Source organism: Geodermatophilus telluris, from assembly GCF_900102745.1.
Taxonomy (GTDB): Bacteria; Actinomycetota; Actinomycetes; order Mycobacteriales; family Geodermatophilaceae; genus Geodermatophilus; species Geodermatophilus telluris.
In genome coordinates this window covers 141,850-165,929 of the sequence record NZ_FMZF01000004.1, presented here as the reverse complement: position 1 = coordinate 165,929, position 24,080 = coordinate 141,850, and the positions used below count along the sequence as shown (strand labels likewise).

Sequence of the window (24,080 nt, the reverse complement as noted above, 5' to 3'; positions counted from 1 at the left end):
CCGGGAGGCGCCGCGCACCCTGCCCGGCCGAGGTGGCCCGGTGGTCCTCAGCAGTCCCCGGGACCGAGGTCGGGCGGGGTGACGTCGATGCGATCGGCGTCGTCCTCCAGCCGGAGCTCGACGTAGCCGGCCGGCTCGCAGGTGACGTCGAAGCCGACCAGCGCGTCGCCGACCGTGTCGGGGTCCACGAAGTCGGGGGTGGGGGAGAAGCACGTCGGCGGGAACGCCCGCTGCCCGACGACGAGGGAGTCGTACCGCCAGGAGCCGTGGTAGGCGCCCTCGGGCACGTCGGCGGTCATGCTCGTCTCGAGGACCACCTGCCAGGCGGCCCGGTCCGCGCGCCAGTGGGCGGCGGCCACCGCGAAGTCGAGCCGGCCGCCGTCGACCTGCTCCTCGCCGGTCGGGTCGGCGCTGAGGGGGAGGGTGCTCCACCCGTCGCCGGCCGGCGGGGTGCACGACGCGATGTCCTCCTCCGAGTCCTCCTCTGTAGCCGTCTCCGTCGCCGCGGCCGGGTCGCCGCCTCCGCCGCCGGCCGGCCGCGCCAGCCACCAGGCCCCCGCCCCGAGGACGACCAGCAGGACGGCGACGGCGAGCAGGACCGGTCCGCGGCGGCGGCGCCGGCCGGTGGGTGCCGCCGCCTCGCCCCGCAGCGACCGGAGGAGCCCGTCGACGTCCTGGTGCCAGGACTCGTCGCGCAGCACCACGGCCTGCCGCTGCGCCAGCCGCCGCAGGTCCTCGGGCAGCTCGCCGGCCGCCGGCAGCCGGGCGCCGCCGACGAGCACCGGGACGACCCGCACCCCGCGGTCGAGCGCCCGGACGACCTCCAGCCGCACGTAGTCGTCGGCCTGGGCCAGCCGGGCGGACCCGTCCGGCGCCGTCGCCGTGAGCCAGCCGGGCCCGATGACGGCCAGCAGCACGTCGCTGTCGTCGAGGGCGCGGTCGATGACCGCCGTGTAGTCCTCACCCGGGGCGATGGTCAGCACGTCCTGGAAGACGTTGTCCGCGCCGACGCCGCCGCGCAGCCCGTCGGCCAGCCGGCCGGCGTACCCGCCGACGTCGCTGCGCCGGTAGCTCAGGAAGATCCGCACCGCCCGACCTCCGCGCGGCCCGGCGACGGCGGGTCGCTCCGGGCAGAGGCTCCCACCGCTGACCGGTGGCGACAACGAGCACCGGCGCGACGATCGTGAGCGGATCTTCTTGCCGAAGACCTCATCAGGTTCGTCGTCTGGGTCGAGGGCACGATGCCGACGCTGCTCAACGCGGCGTGGAGTCGTTCACCAATTCGGTGAGCACACACCCGGACACTCCTTGGTCCTGGAGGTGAGTTCGATAGACGCGCCCCGCGCGCCTCCCCAGGCTGATGCATCACATATCACTCACCTGTCCACCGCGGTCCAGCCACGCTCAGTGCGCGAGCTGGACCGCGGTGCACAGGTGAGTTGAAGGGATGGTGCCCATCTAACGCTTAAGGCACCTCAAGCTAGCCGCGCAACAGGGCTGTGCATCAGTCGTCCTGTGGACTGTTTAGCTCCCCAGTAGCACCGAGAGTGTCTGTATGTGGAACCGCAGTGGCCGACTGCAACTCCTGCTTCACTTCCGATTGAGCTCGCGTTGTGGCGGCGAAGTCTCGAATCTCTTGCAACAGCGGCCAGCTCTCCCAGGCTGCTTGTTCGAGCTCATTCTGTTCTAGAAGGGTCTGAGCCAAATCGTGCGCCTCTTCAGTCCTATCTAGTAGCGCAAGTCGAGCAAGTCGAAAACGGGGGGCCAGAGCGGAAACCTGCCAGGCATCTACTTCGGAACGAATTGCTTCCACTCCATTGAGCCGCTTCCGAGCGATCCATCCGTTGACCTTCATAACGTATCGCGTGTAATCGGATGTGCAGGCATCGGACAAGGCTGACGTCAGCGTGATTACAACTGACCAGCGGGCGCTTCGCAGGAACTCGTATGCCACGTCGCTGGCCATGCTGTCGGCCGGATGCTCATGATCAACGGCGGTGAACAGCTTGCGAACAATGAGCGTCGTAAGAATCGTTCCTGCAGCAGTCAGATCATCTATCGCCGAGGACAAGTAGGCTGGATCCACGTTGAGTTGAGTGTCAATCGCGGGGGGACTCTTGAGCTCCGGCAGCTTACTCAGGTACAGCCTGTTCACTCTGCCGCCGTTGTGAACAAAAAGATGGCGACGCTGGAAGACCTCCCTTAGGCCAGATGAAGTGGCTGATACGTCGTGCAATTTGATCTTCAGTTGTTTGTCGAACCAGTTCATCCAATCATCGAAGCTACCACGCAGCACGCCTTCCGCATACCGATCTGCCGCGTAGTCTCGAAACTCCTCAAGCGACTCATAGGCGGACACCTCTGCGAGCGAGTACTTACTGTCGTCGCCTCGCAGTGCATCCGGCCTCTCTCGGAGAAATTGTTTGATCAGATTCGAGATGAGGACTTCAAAGTTGCTGACGGCGGATGTCAGCAGTGAAGCGTTTAAGGTCCCGAGTCGTGCAACGCGCGCCCGGTTCTTCGAGTACACCATGATGTAATGCGCCATGACGCTGGTGTCAGTTGATACTTCTCGGATGACTTCAATGGCTTCTTCCACAGCGGGGCGGACGGCGGCGTCGACTCCCTCTGGGGACTCGGCACTGGCATCTTCGCTCGCTTGTCCCTTTTCTGAGAGCGCGTCAGTAATCCCTTCCATCATTCGACGCACTGCCGCGTATGCGGCCATATTTTGCTCTGGGGTTGCCTTCACGCGCGAGGACAGCGCCTGCTGTATCACTCGTTCCTCATCGTCAAGAGGATGGGCATGCTCCCGCGCGAACGTTGCCAATTCCTCAACAGCTTCCATGCCTGCCAAAAAGTTGCTGAGCGGTTGCTGAAAGGCGGCCGTCTTCAGCGCGCCCGAACCATCTGTAGCCATGTGGCTACTCTAAGACGTTGTCCAAGCCTCCCGCAGGAGGGGTCGCGCCGGACAAGCGGCCCTTGGTCCGCCCAAGAAGCCGCATACAACGGACCCGTCTCATCGCTGGCTGGGCATAGTTCGACCTCGGCCTGCTAATCCGCGTCCGGCTGCTCCGCTAGAGACGGCGCAGGGCCGGTCCGACCGCACCCAGCGCGCGGACGGCGGCCAGCAGCAGCGCCACCACCGCCAGCAGGCCCGCGACCGGCGCGGCCCACACGGCCAGGCCGGTCGCGGGGGCGTGCACGTGCCCGCCGGCGACCGGCGGGTGGGCGAGCAGCATCGCCGTCGTCAGCACGACGTGCGCCGCCCACGCCGCCCGGCCCGGCCGCCGCCACAGGTGCACCGCGCACAGCAGGCAGGCCGCCGACAGCAGCGCCGTCCCTGCGTGCGGCGCGGCGAGGAGGGCCAGGCCGTGCACGGCGGCGCACCCCGCCGCGGCCCCCGCCGCGCTGTGCGCGAGGAACCGCGGCAGGGCCGCCGGACCGAGCGGCAGTGGCGGCTCCCCTGCAGGGGCCCGCCGCGAGCCTGCGAGTGGTGGGGGGCAGGGGGGTCCTTCTAGTGGCACGTGCCGGGGGCCGGGGGAACGTCGAGGGCCGGGTTGCGGTCGAAGAAGCCCACCGGCTTGAGGTCGAAGCTCACGACGTCGACCGGCATGACCGGCCAGTCCTCCGGCCGTGGCACGTGGTGGATGCCGAAGACGTGCCAGAGCACGACCTCGGTGTCCACCAGCGGGCGGTCGGCCTCCTGCCACACCGGCAGGCCCGCGTCGCGGCGGCTCTGGTTGCAGAACTCGCCCGAGGGCCAGCGCTGCTCCTCGTCGAACCGGCTCACCCACACCGGGTGGTCGATGACCTGCGCCCGCTGCCGGAACGGCGCGTCCGGGTGCGCCAGCGAGGGCAGCGCCGCGTTCGGGTACAGCTTGTAGCCCGGCGCCGTCCCCAGCCGGTTCGGCTTGGTCCGGTTGACCACCTTGAACGACCGCTGGGTGGCGAAGTCGACGTCGAGCCGCCCCTCCGACTCCCGCTCCACCGGCCGGCTCCTCGTCACGACGGCGAGCCCGTACGGGTTGTCGTCGGACACCGGCAGCGCCTCGCTCTCGGTGACGACGACGGTGTTCTGCGGGCCGTCGACCTCCATGTCCAGCCGCGCGACGATGAAGTGCTGGTGGATCGGCGCGTAGGTGCGCTCGTCGACCACGGTGCCGTAGGCCGGCGGGGTGTCCTGGTAGGCGCTGGTCACCATGATCCCGGTGGCGCGGACCTCGCACTGGATCGTGCCGTCCTGGTAGAAGCGCCAGTAGGTCAGGTACTCGTAGTTGGCCACGGTGGCGTGGAACGACACCACCATCCGCCGCGACCGCCGCACCTCCGAGCCCGCCTGCTCGTCGACGTGCTTCCACAGCACGCCGTCGTCCTCCTCGTGCAGGCAGAGGGCGTTCTCGATGGTGTACGGCTCGCCGCGGGTGTCGTGCAGGACGGCGTCGACGTAGGTGATGTCGCCGAGGCAGTCGCAGCCGAGCTTGAGCGAGGTGGTCATGAACCCCAGGCCCCACTCGCCGATGTCGAACGCGGTGCGCCGGTGGTGGTCGGGGCTCGGGTCGCGGTAGGGCACCACCATCTCGGCGAACGACATCCGGTGCGCCACCGGGCGGCCGTCGTAGGACACCCGGTGGATGACCAGGCCCTCGCGGTGGTTGAAGCCCAGCCGCATCGACCACTTCTGCCAGCGCAGCTCGTGGCCGTCGAGCTCGAAGGACACGCCCTCGGGCTGGGTGATCTCCAGCGGCTTCACGTCGGTGCGCTGCTGCAGGCCCGGCACGAGCGCGGGGACGTACTCGCCCATCACGGCGGGCTGCGGCGGCGGGGCGGTGTCCTCGACCTGCAGCAGCTCCATCGTGTTGAGGTCGACGACGAAGTGCAGGCCCATGACCGGGTTGGCGTACGGGTTGCCGTTCGGCTCCGAGCGGCGCCACACGTCGGTCCAGCCGACGCGGCGGTCCTGCAGGCCCTGCGGGATGAGCGAGTGGCCGTAGGCCCAGGTGTCGATGAGCACCAGGTCGAGGTCGGTGATGCCCCGCTTGCCCAGCGCCGCGACCACGTCGGGGTGCTGGATGAGCACCTCGTGCGCCTCGTGCCACTCGTCGAGGGTCATGTTCGCCTGCTCGCCGGGCACCGCCTCCCAGGAGAGGACGGCGTCGTCGGTGAGCGAGACGACCGCCTTGTACGGCGTGCCCTCGTCGCGGCTCCACACGGTCACCCGGGCCTCGCGGCGCATCGGGTCACCGGGGGAGAAGGCGCGGACGACGTCCTTGGCCGGCTCGCGCAGCTCGATGGAGGCGAACCGCCAGCGCTCGTCGACCCCCCTGTCCCGGCGCAGGATCGCGGCGGCGGCGCGGAACTCGTCGGGCCCCAGCGGGTCGAGCGGGTGCGGGGTGCCGGCGGCCGCCGACCGGCCGGCCGAGCCGGAGGCGTGGCAGGACGTCGCGGGCTCGGTCATGACGGGTTCTCCTGGGTGGGGGTGTCGGGGCGGTTCGCGAGCAGGGGGAGGGCGGGGTCCCAGCGGGTGCCGTCGCGGGCGTCGCGCCGGCGGCGGGCCAGCGCCGAGAGCGCCTCGAGGACGACGCGGTTGGCCAGCGCCGCGGTGATGTCGGCGTGGTCGTAGGGCGGGCTGACCTCGACGACGTCGATGCCGACCACCGGCAGCTCCAGGCACAGCCGGCGGACGGCGTCGAGCAGCTGGCGGGCCGTCAGCCCACCGGGCTCCGGCGTCCCGGTGCCCGGCGCGTGCCCGGGGTCGCAGACGTCGATGTCGACCGAGAGGAAGACGCCGTCGCACTCGTCGGTGGCGATCGCCGAGGCCTCGGTGAGGCACGCGTCGAGCCCGCGGTGGCCGATCTCGGTCATCTCGTAGGAGCGCATCCGCTGCGCGGCCATCCAGTCCAGCGTCTCCGGCGGCGGCCAGTAGCCGCGCAGCCCGACCTGCAGGAACCGGTCGCCGCGCAGCGCACCGGACTCGATGAGCCGGCGCATCGGCTGGCCGTGGCCCCACAGCGACCCGAACTCGATGTCGCCGGTGTCGGCGTGTGCGTCGAAGTGGATCATCGACACCCGGCCGTGGCCGAGCACGTTGGCCACGCCCTTGGCGTCGGCGAAGGCGATGGAGTGGTCCCCGCCGAGCACGACCGGGACAGCCCCGGACCGCGCGACGGTCTCCACCGCGGCCTCGAGCGCCGGCAGCGCCGTCTCGATGTCGCCGGAGTACATCTCGACGTCGCCGGCGTCGAGCACGCGCAGGTCGCGCAGCCCGTCGGTGCGCAGCGCCAGGCTCGGCCGCGACCCGTCGTGCGGGAGGTAGTCGGTCATCCGGATCGCCTGCGGGCCGAAGCGGGTGCCGGGGCGGTGCGAGGTGCCGCCGTCGAAGGGTGCGCCGAGCACGACGACGTCGGCGCCGGCGAAGGAGGCCGGGTCGTCGAGGTCGCAGCGGTCGACACCGAGGTAGGTGATGTCCGGCCCGAACTGGGCGCCGTAGCGGGTCATGACGTCGTGGTCCGATCGGGTGTGCGATGGGGGACGGCGAGTCGGAACGCTCCCGAGCCGTCAGGACGACGGAATCCGTGTCGCAGGACACGGTAGACGACGGTTTCCGTGATGCCAAGTGTCGCGGCGGGTCCGGCACGGCTCTCCCCCGGTCGGGTCGGGCGGCGCGACGGAAAGACGTCGCGGTGAGCCGACACGCACGCGAAACAGTCGTGGTGCATGCTCCTCGCGCTCGGATCCGTGGCGCTGCCAGTGCCGGACTGTCGACGGAGCCCGGGCCGGGTGTACAGGTCGGCCTCTTCCCCGTCCGGCGGGCGGGTGGCCTCCTGTTCCCCTGTGAGGCCCGGCACACCCGCCGGGCCGAGGAGGCCGCCGACGGCGGTGCGACGAGAGGAGGGCCGCGTGGCGGTCGAACAGGGAACCGGGCACCGGCCCGAGGCCGACCTGCGGGCCAAGGGGCTGGCGGGCAACTCCGTCGGCCTGGTGGCGAGCATCGTCCTGGGGGTCTCGAGCATCGCGCCGGTCTACGCGCTGACGGCCACCCTCGGGCCCACGGTCACCGAGGTGGGCCTGCAGATGCCGGCCATCTTCCTGGCCGGCTTCCTGCCGATGCTGCTGGTGGCCTACGCCTACCGGGAGCTCAACCGGGTGGCGCCGGACTGCGGCACCTCCTTCACCTGGACGACGAAGGCGTTCAACCCCTACGTCGGCTGGCTGTGCGGCTGGGGGGCGCTGCTGGCCACCGTCATCGTGCTGTCCAACCTCGCCGGCGTCGCGGTCTCCTTCTTCTACCTGCTGCTCGGGGAGATCACCGGGTCGGAGTCGGTCGCCACCCTCGGGGACAACGCGGTGGTCAACGCCCTCACCTGCGTGGCGTTCGTCGCCATCGCCACCTGGATCACCTACCGGGGCGTGGAGGCCACCAAGCGCGTGCAGTACGTGCTGGTCGGCTTCCAGATGGTCGTGCTCCTGGTGTTCGCCGTCCTGGCGCTGGCCAAGGCCGGCTCGGCCCCGGGCGGTATCGACTTCGAGCTGTCCTGGCTCGACCCGACCGCGGTGTCCTCCTTCAGCGCCTTCACCGCGGGGCTCTCGCTGTCGCTGTTCATCTACTGGGGCTGGGACACCTGCCTGACGGTCAACGAGGAGACCGCCGGCAGCGACCGCACCCCGGGCCGCGCGGCGCTGCTGACCATGCTGGTGATCATCGTGACCTACGTCGGCGTCGCGATCGCCGTGCAGATGTACGCCGGCGTCGGCACCGAGGGCACCGGCCTGGGCAACCCCGACACCAGCGACAACGTGTTCGCCGCGCTGGCCGGACCGGTGCTCGGCCCGGGCCTGGCGTTCCTGCTCTTCCTCGCCGTCGTCGCCAGCTCCGCGTCGTCGCTGCAGACCACGTTCCTGCCGACCACCCGCACCATGCTGGCCATGGGCACCTACGGGGCCCTGCCGCAGCGGCTGGCCGAGGTGCACCCGCGCCACAAGGCGCCGTCGACGGCGACCCTGGTGGCCGGGGCCGCGACCGCGGTGTTCTACGTCGGGATGACGATCATCAGCGAGAACGTCCTCATCGACACGATCTACGCGCTCGGCCTGATGATCTGCTTCTACTACGGCCTCACCGCCTACGCCTGCGTCTGGTACTTCCGCCGCGAGCTGACCCGTAGCGCCCGCGACCTGGTGTTCAAGGGCGTGCTGCCGCTGCTGGGCGCGCTCATGCTCACCGCGGTGTTCGTGCAGACCGCCGTCGACACCCTCGACCCCGCCTACGGCAGCGGCTCCTCGGTGTTCGGCCTGGGCAGCGTGTTCGTGATCGGCATCGGGCTGCTGCTGCTGGGCGCCGTGCTGATGTTCGTCTGGCGGGCGCGGCACCCGGAGTTCTTCCGTGGCGAGACGCTGCGGGTGGACACCCCCTCGCTGGTCTTCGACGAGTGAGCTGGGGGGCTCCGCGATGATCAGGTGACCTGATCCCCGAGCGTCCTACCTGACGTCCCACGGTCAGGTAGGACGCTCCACGATCAGGTCACCTGATCACCGCCGCCCCCGCCCGAGGAGGACGTCCGTGTTCGCCGTCGTGTACCGCTGGCGCCTGCACCCCGGCGCCGAGGACTCCTTCGTCGAGGGCTGGCAGCGGGTCACCCGCGCCATCCACGCCACCTGCGGCAGCTACGGCTCCCGCCTGCACCGCGCGGACGACGGGACGTGGGTCGCCTACGCCCGCTGGCCGGACGCCGCCACCCGCGACCGCTGCCGGCACGGGGAGGGCGAGGGGGAGCGGATGATGGCCGAGGCGGTCGCCGAGCACCTCGGGGCGACCACCATGGTGATCGCCAGCGACCTGCTGGCCGAGCCCGGCTGACCGGCTGCCGGACGTCCCGGTCTGGGTTACGGTCCGCGCCGACCAGGGGTCCCGTGCCGAGGGGCGCCCGCACCTCACGACCGGACGGACGGCCATGAGCGCGCAGCACCCGCACGACGCCGACTCCCACCTCGCCCAGCTGGGCTACCAGCAGCGGCTCGACCGCAGCATCGGCGGGTTCTCCAGCTTCGCCGCCGGGGTCAGCTACATCTCCATCCTGACCGGCACGTTCCAGCTCTTCTACTTCGGCTTCGGTGCCGGCGGCGCGGCCTACGTCTGGTCCTGGCCGATGGTCTTCCTCGGGCAGCTGATGGTGGCGCTGTGCTTCGCCGAGCTGGCCGCCCGCTACCCGGTGGCCGGCTCGCTCTACAACTGGACCAAGCGCCTGGGCAGCCGGACGACGGCGTGGATGACCGGCTGGATGATGCTCACCGCGTCGGTCGTCACCCTGTCGGCGACCGTGCTCGCCTACCAGATCACGCTGCCGCAGCTGTGGTCGGGCTTCCAGCTGGTCGGCGACGGCACCGGCACCTACGACTTCGCCGTCAACGCGGTCGTCCTGGGCAGCGCGCTCATCCTGTTCACCACGCTGGTCAACGCCTACGGCGTCCGGCTGATGGCGCGGATCAACAGCGCCGGGGTCTTCATCGAGCTGGTCGCCGCCGTGCTGATCGTCGTCATCCTGGCGCTCGCGGTGACCCGCAGCCCGGTCGAGGTGCTCACCGACACCGGCGGCCGCGGCGCGGGGGAGGACGGCGGCTACCTCGGCGCGTTCCTCGTCGCGGCGCTGGCCTCGGCCTACGTGATGTACGGCTTCGACACCGCCAGCTCGCTGGGCGAGGAGACGATCGAGCCGCGCCGCACCGCGCCGCGGGCGATCCTGCGGGCGGTCACCGCGTCCTTCGTCCTCGGCGGGCTGATCCTCCTGTTCGGGCTCATGGCGGTGCGCGACCTGGGCGACCCGGCGCTGTCCTCGAGCACCGGCGGGCTGCAGTACGTGCTGCTGCAGGCGGCCGGACCGGGCCTGGGCAAGGCGTTCCTCGTCTGCATCGTCGTCGCGATCACCGTGTGCTGCCTCGCGGTGCACACCGCCACCATCCGGATGGCCTTCGCGATGGCCCGCGACAACAACCTGCCCTTCAGCAGCCGGCTGGCGCGGGTGGACCCGCGGCGCAAGACGCCGGTGGTGCCGGCCGTGGTCACCGGGGTGCTCGCGGTGTCGATCCTGCTGCTCAACATCCGGCAGCCGCAGATCTTCACGGTGCTGACCAGCATCGCGATCATCATGGTGTACCTGGCCTACCTGCTGGTCACCGTCCCGATGCTCGTCGCCCGGCTGCGGGGGCGCTGGCCCGGGCCCGAGGCGCCCGGCGACCGGCGGTGGTTCTCCCTGGGCCGCTGGGGCCTGCCGGTCAACGCGCTGGCGGTGCTCTGGGGGGCGGGCATGGCGCTCAACCTCGCCTGGCCGCGGCGCGAGGTCTACAACGCCACCGAGCCGCACCGCTGGTACCTCCAGTGGGGCGCGTTCGTGTTCATCGGCGCCATCGCGGCCGTGGGGCTGGCCTACTACCTGCTGCGCCAGCGGCACCGCACCGGCGTGCTGCCCGAGCACGCGCTGGTGACGGCGGCGCCCGCGGAGGCCTGACCGCTCACCACCCCGCGGCGGGGGCGGCGGCGGCGGGGGCGGCGGCGGCGGCGAAGGAGAGCACCCGCCGGCCCAGCGCCTCGAGGACCACCGTGGTCCCGTCGACGTCGACCGCCGTGCGGGTCCGCTCGTGCGGCGACCGGCCGGCCAGGCGCAGGGCCAGCAGCGCGGCCAGTGCCGGCACCCGGTCGGCGGCCACCGCGCCGGGCACGCCGGGCAGCCGGGCGGGGACGGCCGGGCCGAAGACCCGCCCGACGAGGCCGGCGACCCGCAGCCAGCGGCGCAGCGGGTCGCTGAGCAGCCGGTCGAGGACGGCGGTGGGCTCCTCGGGGGCGGCCAGCAGGAGCGGCGGACCGGACGGCGGGAGACGGTCGGGCCAGCCGGTGTCACGGGTGTCGACCGCGCCGTCGCCGTCCCCGTGCACCAGCGTGACGGGCCGCCGGCGGTCGGGCGGGGGCGGCTGCGCACCGGGGGCGGGTGGCAGCCCGGCGTCGGCGTCGGGGTCGGGTGCCGCGGCGGTGAGCAGGCCGCTCAGCGTGCCGACCACGACGGCGGCCCCGGTCGGGCGGCGCACCGTCCACCCGCCGGGGACGGCGCGCACCGCCGTCCCCCGGGGGGACGCGGCGGCGAGCACCGCCGCCGCGGCCGCGCGTGCCGGGCGCGAGCCGAGGACGGGCGAGGCCCAGTCCTCGGCCGGGGAGCCGCCGCAGGCGCCGCACACGCCGCGGTCAGGACCGGCGCGGCGAGCGCGCGGCGAAGTCGTCGGCGATCTGGTCGAACGTGCACCAGCGCACGCCGGCGTGGGTGTCGACGTGCGCGATGAGCCGCTCGAGCATGAGCAGCACCTGCGGGCGGCCGGAGACGTCGGGGTGGATCGTGAAGGTGACCACCGCGTGGTCCATCTCCCGGTAGACCCAGTCGAACTGGTCGGTCCACATCTCGCCGAGGTGGCGGGGGCTGACGAAGCCGTGGCTGTTCGGGCTGCTCTTGACGAACATCATCGGCGGCAGGTCGTCGAGGTACCAGTTCGCCGGGATCTCGATGAGGTCGGTCTCCTCGCCGCGGACCAGCGGCCTCATCCAGGTCTCGGCCGGCTGCGAGTAGTCGATCTTCGTCCAGCGGTCGCCGACCCGGACGCGGTAGCACTCGACGTCGCGGTGCATGAGCGAGTGGTCGTACCTGATGCCGCGCTCGAGGAGCAGCTCGTTGGTGACGGGGGAGAACTCCCACCACGGGGCGACGTAGCCGGTGGGGCGGCGGCCGGCGCGCTCCTCGATGAGCCCGATGCAGCGGTCGAGCACGGCCGCCTCCTGCTCGCGGCTCATGGCGATCGGGTTCTCGTGGCTGTAGCCGTGCACGCCGATCTCGCAGCCGGCCGCCACGCAGGCGTCGAACTGCTCCGGGAAGGTCTCGACGGAGTGCCCCGGCCAGAACCACGTGCTCGGCATGCCGCGGCGGGCGAACAGCTCGAGCAGGCGGGGCACCCCGACCTCGCCGGCGAAGAGGCCGCGGGAGATGTCGTCGGGGGAGTCCTCACCCCCGTAGGACCCGAGCCAGCCGCCGACCGCGTCGACGTCGACACCGAAGGCGCACAGGATCTCCTTGGGCATGCCCTTCTCCTCTCGTGGGGCCTCCGTGGGGCCTCGGGTGGTGCCGGGTCGGTCAGCCGGCGGCCTCCCGCCAGCCGGCCCGCACCCGGTCGGGGTCGCCGTGCAGGCCGAGCAGGACCGCCAGCAGCACCCGCGCCTGGGAGGGGCGCAGCAGGCCGGCCGGGAGGGCCCCGGCGGCCAGCAGGTCGGTGCCGCCGCCGTCGCCGTACAGCGCGGCCACCGGGCCGGCCGCCACCCGCGTGGAGGTGACGACGACGACCCCGGCGGCGGTGAGCTCGGCGACCGCCCGGCAGACGACCGGGTTGGCGTTGCCCGCGCCGGTCGCCTGCAGGACCAGGCCGCGGGCGCCGGCCGCGGCGAAGGCGTGCAGCGCGGTGGCGTCGGCGTCGGGGTGGCAGGCGACGACGTCGACGCGCACCCCGGCCGGGTCGAAGGCCGCCAGGTCGAACGGCGGGCGGCGCACCGGCCGCCGCTCGACGCGCACCGTCGCGCCGTCCACCCGCCCCAGCGGGCCGGCGTCCGGCGCGGCGAACGTGTCCGGGGCCAGGGTGTGGCTCTTGCGCGTCCCGCGGGCGGGGAACAGCTGCCCGCCGAAGGCGATCAGGACGCCGAGGTCCCGGGCGGCCGCGGCGGCGGCCACGGTGACCGCGTCGGCCAGGTTGCGCGGGCCGTCGCCGTCGGGCGCGTCGGCGGGCCGCTGGGCGCCGGTGAGCACGACCGGGCGCGGGTCGGCGTGGAAGAGGTCGAGGAGGAAGGCGGTCTCCTCGGTGGTGTCGGTGCCGTGCGTGACGACGACGCCGTCGACCTCCGGGTCGGCGAGCTCCCCGGCCACCGCCCGCGCGACCTCGGTGGCCTGGGCCAGCGTCATGCGGTAGCTGCCGACGCGCAGCACGTCGCGGACCCGCACCTCGGGGAGCGCGCCGGCGCCGAGGCGGGAGAGGAGGTCGGCCCCACTGTCCCGCGCGGTGGACACGCCGCGCTCGTCGGTGCGGGTGGCGATCGTGCCGCCGGTCGCGAGCACCGTCACGAGGGACACGGACGCGCCTCCGGTGGTCGCCGGTGTGACACCGGCCACCGTAACGGCCCTGCGCGCCGCCCGCCGGGGGGCGGCGTCGGCACCGGGTCGGCTGTGGCCCGCCGCACACCGCGAGGATGGGGGTCGTGATGGCACGCAGGAGAGTCGGTCCCGAGGACGCCCGTTCGTGGCTGCTGGTCAACGGCGCCCGCCCCGAGCTGTTCGACCCCGCGCACGGGTCGCGCGCCGACCAGGTGGTGCTCGACATCGAGGACGCCGTCGACCCCGCGCGCAAGGACGAGGCGCGCGCCGGGGTGGTCGAGTGGCTGTCCGACGGCGAGCGGTCGGCGTGGGTGCGGATCAACGACCACTCCACCCCGTACTGGGAGGACGACGTCGCCGCGCTCGCCGGTGTCCCCGGGCTGCTCGGCGTCATGCTGGCCAAGACCGAGGCCGCCGAGCACGTGACGGAGACGTACGACCGCCTCGGCGGCGCCACGCCGGTGCTCGCGCTGGTGGAGTCGGCGCTGGGCATCGAGGAGTCGGTGGGCATCGCCCGCGCCCGCGGCACCTTCCGGCTGGCCTTCGGCAGCGGCGACTACCGCCGCGACACCGGCACCAGCGCCGACGACCTGGCGATGGCCTACCCGCGCTCCCGGCTGGTCGTGGCCAGCCGCATCGGCGAGCTGCCCGGCCCCATCGACGGGCCCACGGTCACCCACAGCCTGCCGGTGCTGCGCGAGCAGAGCGCGGTGACGGTGTCGCTGGGCCTCACCGGCAAGCTCTGCCTCGACCCCGACCAGGCGCCGGTGCTCAACGAGATCATCAGCCCCGCGCCGTCCGACGTCGCCTGGGCGCAGGACTTCCTGGCCGACTTCGACGCCCGCGGCCAGGTCATCCGCGACGGCAGCGACCTGCCCCGGCTGGCCCGCGCCCGCAAGATCACCCGGCTGGCCGAGACCTTCGGCGTCCAGCCCGCCTGAGCCCCGCCGGCCCGGTGGTCCCGCGGGACCACCGGGCCGCACCTCACACCGCGGTGGCGGTGACGAACGTGCAGACGCCGTCGCCGGAGCGGGGGCGGCGGGTGCGGATGCCCAGCAGCGCCAGCACCGCCATCTCCAGCCGGAAGGCCAGCCGCATCGCGCCCCGGTAGAAGTGGTCGCCGCCGGTGCTGACCCGCAGGTCGCCGAACCCGGCCAGCCGGACGTGCTCGGTCAGCGCCCAGTCCGGCAGCAGCGTGATGTGCCCCGGCGCGTGGTAGAAGCGCGGCCCGAAGACGTAGGGCGCGCCGCGCAGCAGGGTGAGCAGCCGCGAGTGCGGGTGCGTCACGTTCGGCGTGCTCACCACCAGCCGGTCGCCCGGCCGCAGCAGCCCGCGGATCGACCGCAGCACCTGCCGCGGGTTCTCCACGTGCTCCAGCGTCTCGACGCAGACCACCAGGTCGAAGGGCCCGCGGGTGTCGTCGGTCCAGGTGGGGTCGTCGAGGTCGAGCCGGGCGATCCAGTCGTGCGGCGGGTCGAGGTCGGTGGGGACGACGTCGAGGCCGGCGTCGCGCAGCCGCAGCGCCAGGGCACCGCAGCCCGAGCCCACCTCCAGCACCCGCCCGCCGTCGGGGAGCGCGGCCCGCACCAGCTCCAGCGCGTACTCGTGCACGCCGGGCGCGGCGTGGATGCCGTGCCCCTTGTAGCTGGAGACGGCGGGGGTCCGGGAGCCGCTGGCCTGCTCGACGTCTGCCATGCCCCCACCCTGTCAGCCGACCCTCCCGGGCGCCGACCGCACCCCCGCCGCGCCGGCCGCTCAGGCCAGCGCGGCGGCCTGCTCGGCGCACAGCTCGGCCAGCGCCTGGGGCGCCGAGCGGCACAGCCGCGGGAAGGCGAGGAAGCCGTGCGGCATGCCGACGTACTGCGTCAGGCGGACCGGCACGCCGGCCGCCCGCAGCACCTCGGCGTAGCGGTACCCGTCGTCGCGGATCGGGTCGTGCTCGGCCACCTGGACCAGCGCCGGCGGCAGCCCGGAGTGGTCGGCGGCGAACAGTGGTGAGGCGTGCGGCTCCCGCGGGTCCTGCCCGCCGAGGTAGTGGTCGCGGAAGGCCAGGCAGTCGGCCCGGGTGAGGATCGGCGCGGAGGCGTTCTCCTCGATCGACGGGCTGCTCATCGTGAGGTCGACCGACGGGTAGACCAGCCCCTGGTGCGCGATCCGCGGGCCCGACCGCTCCCGCGCCACCAGGCTGACGACGGCGGCCAGGTTGCCGCCGGCGCTGTCGCCCATCACCGCCACCCGGCCGGCGTCCGCGCCGAACTCGCCCGCCCGCTCGACGACGTCGACCAGCGCCGCGTAGCAGTCCTCGGCCGCCGCCGGCCAGCGGTGGTCCGGCGCCAGCCGGTACTCCACCGAGACGACGACGGCGCCGACCGTCGCCGCGACGTTGCTGCACAGCCAGTCGCCGGAGTCCAGGTTGCCGAGCGTCCAGCCGCCGCCGTGGAAGTGGACGACGAGCGGGAGCGTGCCGGCCGCGCCCACGGGCCGGTAGCTGCGGACGGGCACCGGGCCCGCCTCGCCGCGCGCCGTCCCGTCGGTCAGGCCGACTCCGCGGGCCACGCCGCCCAGCAGGAGGTCGGTCACCGGGCCGTGGCCGACGCGCCGGCTCTGGGCGCGGCGCAGCTGCTCGGCGTCCATCGTCGCGACCGACAGCCGGGCCAGGGCGCGGCCGAGCAACCGCACCCGCAGGTCCATCCGTGCCATGCGTCCTCCTCGGGGCCGACGGGTCGGGTCAGGGTTCGGCGAACCAGGCGGAGCCGAGCCCGGGGACGGTCAGCCGGCCGCCGCGCACCCCGAGCCGGCCGTCGCTGCCGTGCACCTGCACGAAGCTGCCGAACCCGGTGACGGTGTCGGCGTCGACCTCCTGCGGGCGCGGCGAGAAGTTGGCGACGCCGACGAAGGCGCCGCTGCGCGGGTGCCGCCGCCGCCACACCAACACCGCGTCGCTGCCGGCGTCGAGCACCTCCGGCTCGGTGCCGCCGCGCAGCGCCAGCAGGGAGCGGCGCACCCGCCCGAGCTCCCGGACGCCGGCGAACACGCGGCCCTCCAGGCTCTCCGGGTCGGTGCGCCGGGCCGCCGCGGCCCAGTCCATCGGCGGGCGGTGCATCCAGCGGTTGTCCGGCGCCCGCGCGGGGTCCTCGAGGTAGCCGGTGTCGTTGCGCAGGGCCAGCTCGTCGCCCATGAAGAGCAGCGGGATGCCGCCGAAGGCGTAGGCCACCGAGTACAGGAGCAGCAGCCGCCGGGTGCCGGCCTCGAGCGCGGCGGCGTCGTCCCGTGCCAGGGCGTCCTCGATGCCGCACAGCGAGGCCGCCGAGCCGGAGACCCGGGCGTCGCCGGTGACCTCGTTCTCCTGGAACAGCGCGCCGCGGGCGAAGGAGCCGGGGAAGCGGCCGGAGTAGAAGTCGTTGAGGAAGCGCCGGTGGGCGAAGGCGTCGAGGCCGACCGCGGCGGCGTCGGCGTCGGTGATCGCCCAGCCGATGTCGTCGTGGCCGCGCACGTAGGTCACCCACGACGTCGACGGCGGGATCGGCCGCATCCGGCGCAGCGCCTGCCGGGCCAGCCGGACCTCGCCGGTGGCCAGGCTGCTCCACAGCAGCACCATGAGCTGGTTGTGGTAGGCCAGCTCGCACTCCGGGCGGAAGCGCTCGTGCGCGCCGAGGTACTGCACGAGGTCGTCGGGGGCGACGATCGCCTCGGCCTTGAACACCACGCCGGGCGCGGCCAGCCGGGTCACCGCGTGCAGCAGCTGCAGCAGCGTGTGCCCCTCGGGCTGGTTCTGGCAGGTGGTGCCCATCCGCTTCCACATGAACGGCACGGCGTCCATGCGGAAGACGTCGACGCCGCGGTTGGCCAGCCAGGTGATCTCGCCGAGCATCGCCAGCGTGACCTCGGGGTTGGTGTAGTCGAGGTCCCACTGGTAGGGCCAGAACGTCGTCCACACCCAGCCGCCGGCGCCGCCGCGGGCCTCGGGCACCCAGCTGAACGAGCCGGGGGCGCGGTCGGGGAAGACCTCGGGGATGGTCGCGTCGTAGGCGTCGGGCAGCGTCCGGTCGGGGAAGGCGGTGTAGAAACCCGCGTACGCGGGGTCGCCGGCCAGCCAGCCCTGCGCCCACGGGTGCTCGCGGGCGGTGTGGTTGAGCACCAGGTCGATGCACAGGGCCATGTCGCGCTCGTGCAGCGCCCCGGCCACCGCCTCCAGGTCGGCCATGGTGCCCAGCCGCGGGTCGACGGCGCGGTAGTCGGCCACCGCGTACCCGCCGTCGTTCTCGCCCTCCCGGGGGCGCAGCAGCGGCATCAGGTGCAGGTAGGTGGTGCCGAGCTCGGCGAGGTGGTCGAGGTGCCCGGGCAGCCGGTCGAGGGTGCCGCAGAAGCGGTCGACGTAGCAGACGTAGCCCTGCAGGCGGGTGCGCTGGAACCAGCCGGGGTCGAGCTCGCGGCGGCGGTCGAGGCGGCGCAGCGCCCGCGGCCGGGCCGCCGCCGCGGCGAGCGCGGTGCGCAGCACCCGGGCGAACAGGTCGTCGGCGCGGTCGCCGTACAGCTGCGCCAGTGGCCCGTGGACGTCGACGAGCGCCAGGTCGACGCGGGTGAGGAAGGCGTCGGCCTCGTCCTCGCCCAGCGCCGCGGTGGCCTCGTCCGACAGCCGCCGCCGCAGCGCCGACCACGCGCGGGTGGCGCCCTCCCGGAGGTCGCCGGGGCCGCCGACCCCGCCCGTGCCCGTCGTGGTCGCCGTCGCGTCGGTGTCCCCGCCTGCCACGGCTGCACCTTAGGAGGACACCGGTGCGCCCCGCCCCTCGTGCGCCCGGTGTCGACCTGTCGTCGTCCCGGCGCCCGGGACACCGCAGCAGGTCGACACCGGGCGGTCCCGGTCCGGTCCCGGTCCGGTGCCGGTCGGGTCAGGCCGGCAGCAGGCGGACGGCGAGCGCGGCGATGTCGTCGTCGGTGCCGTCGGGGACCACGCGGGTCAGCAGCCGGTCGCACACCGCGTCGGCCGGCAGCCCGCCGAGCCCGCGCAGCGCCTCGACCAGCCGGGCCATCCCGGTGTCGACGTCCTGCCGGCCCACCTCGACCAGCCCGTCGGTGACCAGCAGCACCGTGTCCCCGGGCCGCAGCACGGTCTCCTGGTCGCTGCGGCGGGCCGGCTCCTGGGTGCCCAGCAGCCGCTCGGCGGGGGAGGAGAGCACCCGCACCGCGGCGTCCGGCGCGACCAGCAGCGGCGGCAGGTGCCCCGCCGACGACCAGCGCAGCCGGCGGCCGCCGTCGGCGGCGGGCAGCTCCAGCCGGGCGACCAGCGCGGTGGCCAGCGTGCCGGTGTGCAGCCCGGAGAGCACCCGGTCGACGCGGTCGAGGGTGCGGGCCGGGCTGTCGGGGGAGTCGTAGGCCAGCGTGCGGACGGCGCTGCGCAGCTGGGCCATCGCCGCGGCCGCCTCGACGCCGTGCCCGGTGACGTCGCCGATCACCAGCAGCGTCGCGCCGTCGGGCTGGGCGACCGCGTCGTACCAGTCCCCGCCGACCAGGGCGTGCGAGCCCGCGGGGCGGTAGCGGACGGCGATCTCCAGCCCCTCGCGCTCCGGCGGCGGGGTGAGCAGGCTGTGCTGCAGGGTCTCGGCCACCCGCAGCTGCCGGCCGTAGCGGCGGGTGTTGTCCAGCACCAGCGCCCCGCGCCGGGCGGCCTCCATCGCGAGGTCGACCTCCTCGGGCGTGTGCGGCGGCCGGTCGCCGCTGCACACCAGCGACAGGACGCCGAACGCCGAGCCGCGCGCCTGCAGGGGCACCAGCAGGCTCGAGCTGGGGTCCAGCCGCCGCCACGCCTCGCGCACCGCGCCCTCGGGGAGCGACTCGGGGCCGAGGTCGGGGTCCACCCGGTCCAGCCGCACCGGCTCGCCGGACCGCAGGGCGGTGGTCAGCGCGACCTGGTCGCGGGGCGCGGTGACCCGCCCGGCGAGGTAGGTGTCGACGTCGGCGAGCAGGCCGGGGTCGCGGTGCGCGCGGGCCGTGCGGCCCGGGGCGCCGTCGCCGGCCAGGACGGTGACCGTGGCCCAGTCGGCCAGCCGCGGCACCACCAGGCGGGCGAGCCGGTCGGCGGCCGCGCCGGTGTCGAGCAGCTCGGCCAGCGAGTCGGTCACCCCGGCGAGGAAGCGCACGCGGTCGTGCTCGGCCTGCTCGGCGGTCGGTCCAGGCACCTCGGCTCCAGGTCGGGCGCCGGTCGGGCGACCGGGCGCTGGCCGGGGAAGCCTACGGGAGCGACGGGGCGGCGCCGGTGTGCCGGCGGGTCAGCCGGACCGCCGGTCGCGGTAGCGGGCCGCCCGGCGGGCGGCCGCGGCGCGGCGCCGCTCGGTGTCGCGCGCCTGCCGCTGCGCCGAGCTGCGGTCGCGGACCGCCTGGGCGGTGCCCGGCGGGTAGCCGGCCTTCTTCACCCGGTTCTCGGTGGCCTCGGGCATGTAGGCGATGGAGAACGCCAGCCCGAGGATCAGCCCGCCCAGCGCCGCCACCCCGCGGATCCAGAACGGCCCGGGCACCAGCAGCAGCACCAGGGCGATCGGCACGGCGAGCTGGGCGAGGCTGCGGGCCACGTGCCGCAGCACCCAGGTGCCCGTCGTCGTGTCGTGCAGCACCCAGGTGCGGTGGCGGGGCGGCAGGCCCGCGCCCATCGCGTACCCGAGCCACCGGAGGACGCCGGGCCGGACGCGCTGACTGGGGGGACCGGTGTCCGGGGGCGGCTGCACGTGCCCTGTCTACACCGCGATATCAAGCACACCAACCATTGGTGCCCCAATCAATCTGTCGCGTCCGCCACGGCGTCGTCGTCGAGCGCGTGCTGCGCGGCGTCGATGACCCTGGTCAGGGACGCGTGCAGGTCCTGCAGCTCCTCCACGGGCATGCCCAGGTGCGCGCTGATGCCGGCCGGGACGGCCTCGGCCTCGGCCCGCAGGGCGCGGCCCCGGTCGGTGAGGGTGATGGTCAGCGCCCGCTCGTCCCGGGGGTCCCGGTCGCGCCGGACCAGGTCGGCCGCCGCGAGCCGCTTCACCAGCGGCGACAGGGTGCCGGGGTCGAGCTGCAGCAGCCGGCTGAGGTCCTTGATCGACAGCGGGCCGTGCTGCCACAGCGCCAGCATCACCAGGTACTGCGGGTGGGTGAGCCCCATGGGCTCGAGGAAGCGCCGGTAGACGGCGACGACGTTGCGTGCGGCCACGGACAGCGCGAAGCAGACCTGGCGCTCGAGGGCGAGCGGGTCGGCGCGGAGGAGGTCGGCGTCGGAGGCGGGCACCCCCCGATCGTAGGGACGCCGCCGCCCGCCGGGCCCGGTCAGCCGCGGGCGGCCAGGCGCCGGGCGCGCGCCCGCGGGTGCTCCAGCAGCGCGTCGACCCGCCCGTGCAGCTCGGCCAGCCGGGCGCGCAGGTCGCCGTCCAGGGAGCCCGCCGAGTCGTCCCCGCCCAGCGCGACCGGCACGTGGGGCGGCAGCGTGGCCAGCAGCCCGGCGGCGGCCTCCCCGGCGGCGGCCACCTGCCGGGCGCTGAGCCGGACGTAGCCCAGCGCGTCGCCGAGCGCGTCGACCACCGCCTCGACGCCCTCGGGCGTGCCCGACCCCACCGGTACGTCCAGGACGACGCCGCCCCCGCTGGGCGCGACCACCGCGACGGCGTCCTCGACCAGGTCGGGCCGGTCGGCCGGCACCGGCGCGAGCAGGGGCACCAGGCGGTAGGGGCGGGCCTGCTCGGCGAGCCGGGCGAAGACGTCGGCGCCCCGGGCGCGGTCCGGGGTGAGCAGGCGCGCGGTGACGTACCGGGCGCCGAAGCGGGCGCCCAGGTCGAGCACCCGCCCGTGCGCGGCGTGCACGTCGTCGCGCGGGAGGTCGGCGCCCAGCTGCACCCGGCCGACGTCGAGCACGGTCACCCGCGTCTCCAGCAGCAGCGCCACCAGCCGGGCCAGGTTGCGCTCGCCCGCGCCGCCGTGCCACCACGGCTCGACCTCCGCGGCGCCGCCCACGTGCAGGCCGACGGAGTGCCAGCCGGTGCCGGGCAGCGCCTCGGTCAGCTCGAGGGCGTCGCGCGGGTGGACCAGGGACTGGTGGACCGCCAGGCGGTTGGCAGCAGGCACGCCGTCACCCTCTCCCGGCCGTCCGCGTCTGGCGACGGCGGCGGTGGGCGGCCATCCGCACCGGGGTGTCGGCGGTGCCGTAGCCGTCGTAGCCGCCGAGGCGCTGCACGACCTCGAAGAACACCCGGTCGCCGAGGACGTCGGTGGCCAGGTGCAGGTAGCCGCCGTGCGCGTCCTCCTCGTACAGCAGACCGTGCTCGCGGACGGCGTCGAGCAGCTCCCCGGGCAGGTCGAGGCGCGCCTCGAGGTCGTCGGCGTAGTTGGCCGGCACCGGGAGCAGCGGCGCCCCGGCGGCCCGCAGCGCGCGGGCGGTGGCCACCAGGTCGTCGGTGGCCAGCGCGACGTACTGCGGCTCGGGGACGCCGGGCGCCCACCCGCCGCGGCGCAGGGCGGAGGCCGACAGCGCCAGCCGCACCGCGCGGTCGGGCCCGGTGACCGCCCGGGTGCGCACCAGGCCGAAGGGCGCGGCCAGCTCGGTGACCTCCTGTGGCTCCAGGCCCAGCACCGCCCGGTAGAACAGACCCGCCTCGTCGAAGGCGTCGAAGGGCTGGGTGAGCCCCACGTGGTCGGTGCCGGTGATCCCGGTGCCCGGCCCGGGGCGCGCGCCGGTGGGCAGGAAGTCGGCCGGCCACCCGTCCGGCCCGGTGCGGGTGAAGAACACCTGGGTGCCGTCCGGGGCGGCGACGGCGGCCAGCTCGGCCTCCACGGTGCCGCGGGCCCGGGGGAGCACCGGGGCGCTCATGGCCTCGGCGCGCGCGGCCGACCGGCGCGGGTCGGTGCTCTCCAGCCCGAGCGCGGTCACCGACGCCACCCCGACCGCGGTCGGCCGGGTCACCGAGGCGTTGAGCAGCACGCGCGCGGTGCCCTGCTCCCACAGCTGCACCGGCTTGGACCGGTGCTGCCCGGTGTGGGTGAACCCGAGCGCGTCGAGCACCCCGGCCAGCTGCGGGCCGGAGACGCCGTCGACGGCGAGCTCGGTGAACGACCAGCCCGACAGCGCGGGTGCCGCCGGGGGCGTGGGGCCCGGCCGCGCGCGGCGCAGGGCGAGCGCCTCCTCCAGCCACTGCAGGGAGCGCACCGCGTCGACCGCCGTCCGGGCCGGGTCGGCCTGCCGGTAGACGTCGTTGAACACCTCCAGCGACAGGGGCCCGGTGTAGCCGGCGTCGAGCACGCACCCGACGAAGCGCGGCAGGTCGAAGGCGCCCTGGCCGGGGAACAGCCGGTGGTGGCGGCTCCACTGCAGCACGTCCATCCGCAGCGCCGGGGCGTCGGCGAGCTGGAGGAAGAAGAGCTTCTCGGCGGGGACCGTGGCCAGGCCGGCGGGGTCCCCGCCGCGGGAGAGCACGTGGAAGCTGTCCAGGCACAGCCCGAGGGCGGGGGAGTCGGCCCGGCGGACGGCGTCCCACGACCGCTCCCAGGTGGAGACGTGCCGGCCCCACGCCAGCGCCTCGTAGGCGATCCGCGCCCCGCGCTCGGCGGCCCGGGCCGCGGCGGCGGCCAGCTGCCCGGCCAGGACGTCGGCGTCGTCGACGGCGTCGGGCGCCACCGACGAGCAGACCAGCACGGTGTCGACGCCGAGCGCGGCCACCACGTCGAGCTTGCGGTCGAGCCGGCGCAGGTTGCGGGCGAAGCGGTCGGGGTCGGTGGAGTCCAGGTCGCGGAAGGGCTGGTAGAGGTCGATCGACAGGCCGAGGTCGGCGCAGCGGGCGGCGAGCTCGGCCGGTGACCACGGCGCGGCGACCAGGTCGGGCTCGAACACCTCGATGCCGTCGAAGCCCGCGGCCGCGGCCGCGGTGAGCTTGTCCTCCAGCGTGCCGGACAGGCAGACGGTGGCGATCGACCGCCGCGGCCGCTCAGGGGACACGGACGTCGGGCCCCGGGTCGGCGACGAGCTCGGCGAAGTGCGCGACCACCCGGTCGGCGTCGGGCTCGACGCCGGTGAACAGGCGGAACGCGTCGACGGCCTGGAAGACCGCCATGCCGCCGCCGTCGAGCACCCGGCACCCCCGGGCCCGGGCGGTGCGCACCAGTTCGGTCTCCAGCGGCCGGTAGACGATGTCGGCTACCCAGAGGCCGGGGCGCAGCAGGTCCGCGTCCAGCGGCAGGCCCGGGTGCGCGGCCATGCCGGTCGGCGTGGCGTGCACCAGCCCGTCGGCGCCGGCCAGTGCGGCGGCCACGGACCCGGCGTCCCGGCCGGTGGCGCGGGCCGCGCCGAACCGCTCGCCCAGCTCGCCGGCCAGCCGGTCGGCCCGCGCCGCGTCGACGTCGAGCACGGTCAGCCGGCGGGTGCCCAGGGTGAGCAGCGCGTGCGCCACGGCGGCGCCGGCACCGCCTGCGCCCAGCAGGACGACCTCGTCGAGGCCGGCCTCGGGCAGCCCCCGGTCGAAGGCCCGGGCGAACCCCGACCAGTCGGTGTTGTGCCCGACCGCCCGGCCCGCGCGCAGCACCACCGTGTTCACCGCGCCGAGCGCCGCGGCGTCGGGGGAGAGCTCGTCGAGGTGCGGGATGACCAGCTGCTTGCACGGGTGGGTGACGTTGAGCCCGTCGAACCCGGTCAGCCGGGCCGCGGCCAGCACCTCGCCGACCGCCGTCGCCGGGCGGCGGAGCACGTCGAGGTCCAGCCGCCGGTAGAGGTAGCGCAGGCCGAGCTCGTCGGCCTCCCGCTCGTGCATCGGCGGGGTCAGCGACGGCCCGATGCCGCTGCCGACCAGGCCGACGAGGAAGCTCTGCGCGCCGGACGTCATGGACCGCCCCCATCTATGTACCAGGTGGTGAGTTGGTTCCAGGGGACCACACCCCGCGGCGGAAGGCCAGCCCCCG

The 24,080-nt window shown here is 74.4% G+C and carries 21 protein-coding genes; 4 read left to right on the top strand and 17 right to left on the bottom strand.

What is annotated here, in order from left to right:
* Positions 1–47: 47 nt before the first annotated feature.
* From BLQ97_RS14175 to speB, 5 genes are all read right to left on the bottom strand, one after another.
* On the bottom strand, positions 48–1,088 hold the full coding sequence (locus BLQ97_RS14175; protein ID WP_139173653.1) for a toll/interleukin-1 receptor domain-containing protein: 1,041 nt from the start codon (positions 1,086–1,088) through the stop codon (positions 48–50).
* Positions 1,089–1,504: 416 nt separating this feature from the next.
* Positions 1,505–2,920, bottom strand: coding sequence for a hypothetical protein (locus BLQ97_RS22990; protein ID WP_139173651.1), 1,416 nt, complete (start codon positions 2,918–2,920; stop codon positions 1,505–1,507).
* Positions 2,921–3,077: 157 nt separating this feature from the next.
* The gene (locus BLQ97_RS14170) at positions 3,078–3,380 is read right to left on the bottom strand and encodes a hypothetical protein (protein WP_091366658.1); all 303 of its coding nucleotides are present in this window, start codon (positions 3,378–3,380) and stop codon (positions 3,078–3,080) included.
* Positions 3,381–3,517: 137 nt separating this feature from the next.
* Positions 3,518–5,458: a primary-amine oxidase gene (locus BLQ97_RS14165; RefSeq protein WP_091366657.1), complete on the bottom strand. Its 1,941-nt coding sequence runs from the start codon at positions 5,456–5,458 to the stop codon at positions 3,518–3,520.
* On the bottom strand, positions 5,455–6,498 hold the full coding sequence (gene speB / locus BLQ97_RS14160; protein WP_091366656.1) for an agmatinase: 1,044 nt from the start codon (positions 6,496–6,498) through the stop codon (positions 5,455–5,457). Before speB ends, BLQ97_RS14165 begins: the two co-directional genes overlap by 4 nt.
* A gap of 402 nt (positions 6,499–6,900) precedes the next feature.
* Between speB and BLQ97_RS14155 the strand changes: the two genes are divergently transcribed.
* From BLQ97_RS14155 to BLQ97_RS14145, 3 genes are all read left to right on the top strand, one after another.
* A complete protein-coding gene (locus BLQ97_RS14155; RefSeq protein ID WP_091366655.1) occupies positions 6,901–8,433 on the top strand; it encodes an APC family permease in 1,533 nt (510 codons plus the stop codon).
* Positions 8,434–8,560: 127 nt separating this feature from the next.
* Complete coding sequence (locus BLQ97_RS14150) at positions 8,561–8,857, top strand: antibiotic biosynthesis monooxygenase (protein WP_091366654.1); 297 nt, start codon at positions 8,561–8,563, stop codon at positions 8,855–8,857.
* A gap of 94 nt (positions 8,858–8,951) precedes the next feature.
* Complete coding sequence (locus BLQ97_RS14145; RefSeq protein WP_091366653.1) at positions 8,952–10,502, top strand: APC family permease; 1,551 nt, start codon at positions 8,952–8,954, stop codon at positions 10,500–10,502.
* 4 nt (positions 10,503–10,506) lie between these two features.
* Here BLQ97_RS14145 and BLQ97_RS14140 read toward each other — a convergent pair whose 3' ends face one another.
* From BLQ97_RS14140 to BLQ97_RS14130, 3 genes are read right to left on the bottom strand one after another with little or no spacing between them, the layout of a single operon-like run.
* The gene (locus BLQ97_RS14140; protein WP_091366652.1) at positions 10,507–11,223 is read right to left on the bottom strand and encodes a hypothetical protein; all 717 of its coding nucleotides are present in this window, start codon (positions 11,221–11,223) and stop codon (positions 10,507–10,509) included.
* A gap of 7 nt (positions 11,224–11,230) precedes the next feature.
* Positions 11,231–12,112, bottom strand: a complete 882-nt coding sequence (locus BLQ97_RS14135) for a polysaccharide deacetylase family protein (protein WP_091366651.1) — start codon at positions 12,110–12,112, stop codon at positions 11,231–11,233.
* A gap of 52 nt (positions 12,113–12,164) precedes the next feature.
* A complete protein-coding gene (locus BLQ97_RS14130) occupies positions 12,165–13,148 on the bottom strand; it encodes an asparaginase (RefSeq protein ID WP_091366650.1) in 984 nt (327 codons plus the stop codon).
* A 128-nt stretch (positions 13,149–13,276) separates the two neighbouring features.
* Here BLQ97_RS14130 and BLQ97_RS14125 point away from each other — a divergent pair, with 128 nt between their 5' ends.
* Positions 13,277–14,110: an HpcH/HpaI aldolase/citrate lyase family protein gene (locus tag BLQ97_RS14125; RefSeq protein WP_091366967.1), complete on the top strand. Its 834-nt coding sequence runs from the start codon at positions 13,277–13,279 to the stop codon at positions 14,108–14,110.
* A 43-nt stretch (positions 14,111–14,153) separates the two neighbouring features.
* Here BLQ97_RS14125 and BLQ97_RS14120 read toward each other — a convergent pair whose 3' ends face one another.
* The 9 genes from BLQ97_RS14120 to BLQ97_RS14080 form a co-directional block, all read right to left on the bottom strand.
* Positions 14,154–14,864 carry a class I SAM-dependent methyltransferase gene (locus BLQ97_RS14120; protein WP_091366649.1) on the bottom strand — a complete coding sequence of 237 codons (711 nt, stop codon included), beginning with the start codon at positions 14,862–14,864 and terminating at the stop codon, positions 14,154–14,156.
* Positions 14,865–14,924: 60 nt separating this feature from the next.
* Positions 14,925–15,869 (bottom strand): alpha/beta hydrolase, encoded by a 945-nt coding sequence (locus BLQ97_RS14115; RefSeq protein ID WP_091366648.1) that lies wholly within the window; start codon positions 15,867–15,869, stop codon positions 14,925–14,927.
* Between the two features lie 28 nt (positions 15,870–15,897).
* Positions 15,898–17,919, bottom strand: a complete 2,022-nt coding sequence (locus BLQ97_RS14110) for an alpha-amylase family protein (protein WP_091366647.1) — start codon at positions 17,917–17,919, stop codon at positions 15,898–15,900.
* Positions 17,920–18,058: 139 nt separating this feature from the next.
* Positions 18,059–19,345, bottom strand: coding sequence for a PP2C family protein-serine/threonine phosphatase (locus BLQ97_RS14105; protein WP_091366646.1), 1,287 nt, complete (start codon positions 19,343–19,345; stop codon positions 18,059–18,061).
* 90 nt (positions 19,346–19,435) lie between these two features.
* Positions 19,436–19,888 carry a DUF5313 family protein gene (locus tag BLQ97_RS14100; protein WP_091366645.1) on the bottom strand — a complete coding sequence of 151 codons (453 nt, stop codon included), beginning with the start codon at positions 19,886–19,888 and terminating at the stop codon, positions 19,436–19,438.
* Between the two features lie 50 nt (positions 19,889–19,938).
* The gene (locus tag BLQ97_RS14095; RefSeq protein ID WP_245692178.1) at positions 19,939–20,430 is read right to left on the bottom strand and encodes a MarR family winged helix-turn-helix transcriptional regulator; all 492 of its coding nucleotides are present in this window, start codon (positions 20,428–20,430) and stop codon (positions 19,939–19,941) included.
* 38 nt (positions 20,431–20,468) lie between these two features.
* Positions 20,469–21,260: a hypothetical protein gene (locus BLQ97_RS14090; protein WP_091366644.1), complete on the bottom strand. Its 792-nt coding sequence runs from the start codon at positions 21,258–21,260 to the stop codon at positions 20,469–20,471.
* Between the two features lie 4 nt (positions 21,261–21,264).
* A complete protein-coding gene (locus tag BLQ97_RS14085; RefSeq protein ID WP_091366643.1) occupies positions 21,265–23,124 on the bottom strand; it encodes a bifunctional sugar phosphate isomerase/epimerase/4-hydroxyphenylpyruvate dioxygenase family protein in 1,860 nt (619 codons plus the stop codon).
* Positions 23,114–24,004, bottom strand: a complete 891-nt coding sequence (locus BLQ97_RS14080; protein ID WP_091366642.1) for a shikimate dehydrogenase — start codon at positions 24,002–24,004, stop codon at positions 23,114–23,116. The genes BLQ97_RS14085 and BLQ97_RS14080 overlap by 11 nt, the downstream gene beginning before the upstream one ends.
* Positions 24,005–24,080: the final 76 nt, after the last annotated feature.

Excerpts from the sequence above, each read along its gene's own strand:
- BLQ97_RS22990 (WP_139173651.1), bottom strand. The coding sequence starts at position 2,920 with ATGGCTACAGATGGTTCGGGCGCGCTGAAGACGGCCGCCTTTCAGCAA.
- BLQ97_RS14165 (WP_091366657.1), bottom strand. The coding sequence starts at position 5,458 with ATGACCGAGCCCGCGACGTCCTGCCACGCCTCCGGCTCGGCCGGCCGG.
- speB (WP_091366656.1), bottom strand. The coding sequence starts at position 6,498 with ATGACCCGCTACGGCGCCCAGTTCGGGCCGGACATCACCTACCTCGGT.
- BLQ97_RS14145 (WP_091366653.1), top strand. The coding sequence starts at position 8,952 with ATGAGCGCGCAGCACCCGCACGACGCCGACTCCCACCTCGCCCAGCTG.
- BLQ97_RS14135 (WP_091366651.1), bottom strand. The coding sequence starts at position 12,112 with ATGCCCAAGGAGATCCTGTGCGCCTTCGGTGTCGACGTCGACGCGGTC.
- BLQ97_RS14125 (WP_091366967.1), top strand. The coding sequence starts at position 13,277 with ATGGCACGCAGGAGAGTCGGTCCCGAGGACGCCCGTTCGTGGCTGCTG.
- BLQ97_RS14120 (WP_091366649.1), bottom strand. The coding sequence starts at position 14,864 with ATGGCAGACGTCGAGCAGGCCAGCGGCTCCCGGACCCCCGCCGTCTCC.
- BLQ97_RS14115 (WP_091366648.1), bottom strand. The coding sequence starts at position 15,869 with ATGGCACGGATGGACCTGCGGGTGCGGTTGCTCGGCCGCGCCCTGGCC.
- BLQ97_RS14080 (WP_091366642.1), bottom strand. The coding sequence starts at position 24,004 with ATGACGTCCGGCGCGCAGAGCTTCCTCGTCGGCCTGGTCGGCAGCGGC.